The organism is Terrabacter terrae (assembly GCF_039529575.1).
GTDB lineage: Bacteria > Actinomycetota > Actinomycetes > Actinomycetales > Dermatophilaceae > Terrabacter > Terrabacter terrae.
This window is the reverse complement of record NZ_BAAANB010000020.1, coordinates 139,981-143,547: the sequence shown is the minus strand read 5'-3', so window position 1 is coordinate 143,547 and position 3,567 is coordinate 139,981. Positions and strand designations below refer to the sequence as shown.

General features: G+C 72.2%; 5 protein-coding genes and 1 pseudogene. 4 read left to right on the top strand and 2 right to left on the bottom strand.

What is annotated here, in order from left to right; translation table 11 throughout:
* The coding region (locus ABD194_RS09735; RefSeq protein ID WP_343990703.1) for an HNH endonuclease signature motif containing protein at positions 1–405 on the top strand (405 nt) is incomplete at its 5' end.
* Between the two features lie 70 nt (positions 406–475).
* The gene (locus tag ABD194_RS09730; RefSeq protein WP_343990701.1) at positions 476–1,189 is read left to right on the top strand and encodes a VOC family protein; all 714 of its coding nucleotides are present in this window, start codon (positions 476–478) and stop codon (positions 1,187–1,189) included.
* Positions 1,190–1,212: 23 nt separating this feature from the next.
* Here the strand turns inward: ABD194_RS09730 and ABD194_RS09725 are convergent, their stop codons facing one another.
* Positions 1,213–1,707, bottom strand: coding sequence for a CAP domain-containing protein (locus ABD194_RS09725; RefSeq protein ID WP_343990699.1), 495 nt, complete (start codon positions 1,705–1,707; stop codon positions 1,213–1,215).
* Positions 1,708–1,856: 149 nt separating this feature from the next.
* On the opposite strand from ABD194_RS09725, the gene ABD194_RS09720 reads away from it, so the two are divergent.
* Together ABD194_RS09720 and ABD194_RS09715 are read left to right on the top strand one after the other, a co-directional pair.
* Positions 1,857–2,450, top strand: a complete 594-nt coding sequence (locus ABD194_RS09720) for a GNAT family N-acetyltransferase (RefSeq protein WP_343990697.1) — start codon at positions 1,857–1,859, stop codon at positions 2,448–2,450.
* Positions 2,447–3,034: a DNA-3-methyladenine glycosylase I gene (locus ABD194_RS09715; RefSeq protein ID WP_343990695.1), complete on the top strand. Its 588-nt coding sequence runs from the start codon at positions 2,447–2,449 to the stop codon at positions 3,032–3,034. The genes ABD194_RS09720 and ABD194_RS09715 overlap by 4 nt, the downstream gene beginning before the upstream one ends.
* An 8-nt stretch (positions 3,035–3,042) precedes the next feature.
* On the opposite strand, the pseudogene ABD194_RS09710 reads toward ABD194_RS09715, so the two are convergent.
* Positions 3,043–3,567 (bottom strand): annotated as a pseudogene (locus ABD194_RS09710) (FAD-dependent oxidoreductase); the annotation flags it as partial.

The window sequence follows — 3,567 nt, the reverse complement described above, 5'->3', positions numbered from 1 at the left end:
GTGCTCGACCGCGACCGCGGCTGCCGCTTCCCCGGCTGCGGCACCACCCGACACCTCGAGGTCCACCACCTGGAGCACTGGCGCGACGGCGGCCCCACCGACCTGACCAACCTGCTCGGGCTGTGCCCGTTCCACCACGACGGGCACCACCGCGGAGAGTTCACCATCACCGGCGACCCCACCCAGCCCGATGGCCTGACCTTCGAGACCCGCACCGGCCTGCTCATCGGCCCACCACCACCACCGAGGCCACGGCCGTCCCAGCTCACACTCGTCACCGACACCAGAGCCGACACCGACGTCGCGACCGAAAGAGCCAGGCCACCGGCACGCCTCGGCCGGCACTACCCCGCCCCCACCGGCGGACCGCTGCACCTGCACCTCGTCGACTTCACGCCGACGTGACGCCTTGCCGGTTCGTGCTCGCGGATAAGGCGTTGAGCGGCAGAACCCCGGGCGCCTACCGTCCGTGGACATGACCTCCCAGCTCGTCGCGCTCTGCCACAAGGCCAGTGACCCCGAGGCTCTCGCACGCTTCTGGGCGGGTCTCCTCCATCGCGAGGTCGCGGACGACAGACGCACGGTCCTGCCGAACGACCGGGTGGAGTTCCCGATCCGCTTCCAGCGCAGCTCCGAGCCCCGGCGCCGGCCGAACCAGGTCCACCTGCACCTGACGAGCACCTCGCCGACCGACCAGGAGTCGACCGTGGCCCGCGCACTTGGGCTCGGTGGCGCGCACCTCGACGTCGGCCAGCGGCCCGAGGAGGGGCACATCGTCCTGGCCGATCCCGAGGGCGACGAGTTCTGCGTCATCGAGCCGGGCAACGCCTACCTGGCCGGCTGCGGGTTCCTCGCCGAGCTCGCCGGCGACGGCTCCCGCCAGGTCGGCTGCTTCTGGAGCGAGGCCCTCGGGTGGCCGCTCGTCTGGGACCAGGACGAGGAGACCGCGATCCAGTCCCCGCTGGGCGGCGCGAAGATCGCGTGGGGCGGTCCGCCCATCACGCCGAGGAGCGGGCTCAACCGGATGCACCTCGATCTGGCGCCCTCACCGGGCACGGACGGCGAGGCCGAGATGGAGCGGCTGCTCGCGCTCGGCGCCACCCGGCTCGGCGACAGCCAGTGCGATCGGGCCGCGGTCGCCATGGCCGACCCGGACGGCAACGAGTTCTGCCTGTTCGAGACCCGCTGAGCAGGGCCGATCGCGGAGCCGGCTCAGCCGCCGAAGTCCTGCGTCCAGTAGTAGCGGTACGGGCCGCCGAGGGCGTAGCCGACCCCGATGGCCTTGTAGTGGCAGTTGAGGATGTTGGCCCGGTGACCCGGGCTCTTCATCCACGCGTCCATGACGGCCTTGGCGCTGGTCTGGCCCGCCGCGATGTTCTCGCCGAGGTACCTTCCGGTGTAGCCCTGCGCGCGGATCCGCTGCACGAAGGTGCGGCCGTCGAGGCTCGTGTGCGAGAAGTAGCGACGCTTGGCCATGTCGGCCGAATGCGCCTGTGCGGCGCGAGCCAGCCGGGCGTCCGTGACGAGCGGCCGGCACCCGACCTTGGCCCGCTGGGCGTTGACGAGCTGCACCACCTGCTGCTGGACGGTGGGCGTCGCCGCTCCGGCGGCCGGCGAGGTGGCGACGATCGGCGTGAGGCCGAGCGTCGTCGCGGCAGCCAGCAGGAGCGCGACGCGGCCGCGCCTGGGGGTCGTGGTCAGGGTCATTTTTCCTCCGTGTGCGAGCGGCGTATGCCGTGTCGCAACGGTACGAGGACATCCCCGGCTATGCAGCCAAAACGGACAAACAGCGAGGGTGGCACCGGCACATCGTGGCGCGAGCCGCGGGTGTCGGCGTCTCTGGCTAGCGTGTCGCCATGAGCTTCGAGGTGCGCCCCGCCACCGCCGAGCGGTTCGCCGACGTCGCGACGATGTTGGCGCCGACGAACCCGGCGTCGACCGTCTGCTGGTGCCTCAGCCACCGGCTGTCCACCAAGGAGAGCCGCAGCCTCCTCGGCCAGGCCCGAGGAGAGTTCATGCGCCGGCTCTGCGAGCGCGACGTCGCCCCGGGTGTGCTCGCCTACGACGGTGACGAGGTCGTCGGCTGGGCGGCCGTCGCGCCCCGGGCCGAGCTGCCGTTCGAGCGCTCGCGCAAGATCCCGCACGTCGACGACCTGCCGGTGTGGTCGGCGTGGTGCCTTCGCGTGCGACCGGGGCATCGCCGCCAGGGCATCGCCCTCCCGCTGCTCGAGGGCGCCGTCCGCTATGCCGGCCAGATGGGCGCCCCTGCGGTGGAGGGCTATCCCGTCGACAACCACGGTGCCAGGGTCGACCTCACGATGGCCTATGTCGGCACCCGCGCCCTCTTCGAGCGCGCCGGCTTCACCAAGGTCGCCGACACCGACAGCATCTCCGGCGGTTTCCCGCGCGTGCTCATGCGCCGGGCGCTGGGCCCGGGTCTCGCCTCATGACCGTCGTCGGCGCCGACGGGCTCGCCCGGCCCTCGTGGGCCTCGGTCGACCCGCTCCTCATGCACTACTACGACACCGAGTGGGGCATGCCGATCCGCGACGAGCGCGGGCTCTACGAGCGGATCTGCCTCGAGGGCTTCCAGGCGGGACTGTCGTGGGCGACCATCCTGCGCAAGCGGCCCGCCTTCCGGGCGGCCTTCTCCGACTTCGAGCCCGACGTCGTCGCCACCTACACCGAGGCCGACGTCGAGCGGCTCCTCGGCGACGCCGGCATCATCCGGCACCGCGGCAAGATCCAGGCGACCATCACCAACGCGCGCGCCACGATCGCGCTGCGCGAGGACGGTGGCCTCGTCGACTTCGTCTGGTCCTTCCAGCCCGCCGCGACGCCGCGTCCCCTTGACCACTCCCAGGTCCCGACCGTCTCCGAGGAGAGCAAGGCGCTGTCGAAGGCCTTGCGCAGGAAGGGTTTCGCCTTCGTCGGGCCCACGACGATGTATGCCCTGATGGAGGCGGTCGGCATCGTCGACACCCACCTGCTCGGCAGCCACCGCCGCGGCAGCTCAGGCGTCTGGCCGGGCTGACCGGTCGCTCAGCCGAGCACGGCCCGGGCGGCGTTGTGGCCGGGGATCGCGCTCACCCCTCCGCCGCGGCGCGCTCCTGCGCCCGCGAGCAGCATGTTGCCGTATGCCGTCTCGACGCCCCAGGCGCCCACCTCCGAGTCGCGCTCGGCCCACGGCCACTGCAGCGAGCGGTGGAAGATGTTGCCGCCCGGCAGCCCGACCGACTCCTCGAGGTCGACGGGGCTCTTGACCTCGACGCACGGCCTGCCGTCGGCGTCGCGCGCGAGCACCGACTCGATCGGCTCGCCGAGCACCGAGTCCAGTGACCGAAGGGTCGCCTCGAGCGCCTGCTGGGTGGCCCGCTCGTTGTCTGCACGGAAGAGCCGCGCCGGCAGGTGCAGGCCGAAGAGCGTCAGGGTCTGCGCCTCGGTGGCCGCCAGCTCGGGCCCGAGGATCGAGCGGTCCGAGAGGGTGTGGCAGTAGATCTCGCACGGCGGCAAATCGGGGATGCGCCCGTCGCGCGCGGCGGCATACGTCTGCTCGAGCTGGCCGTA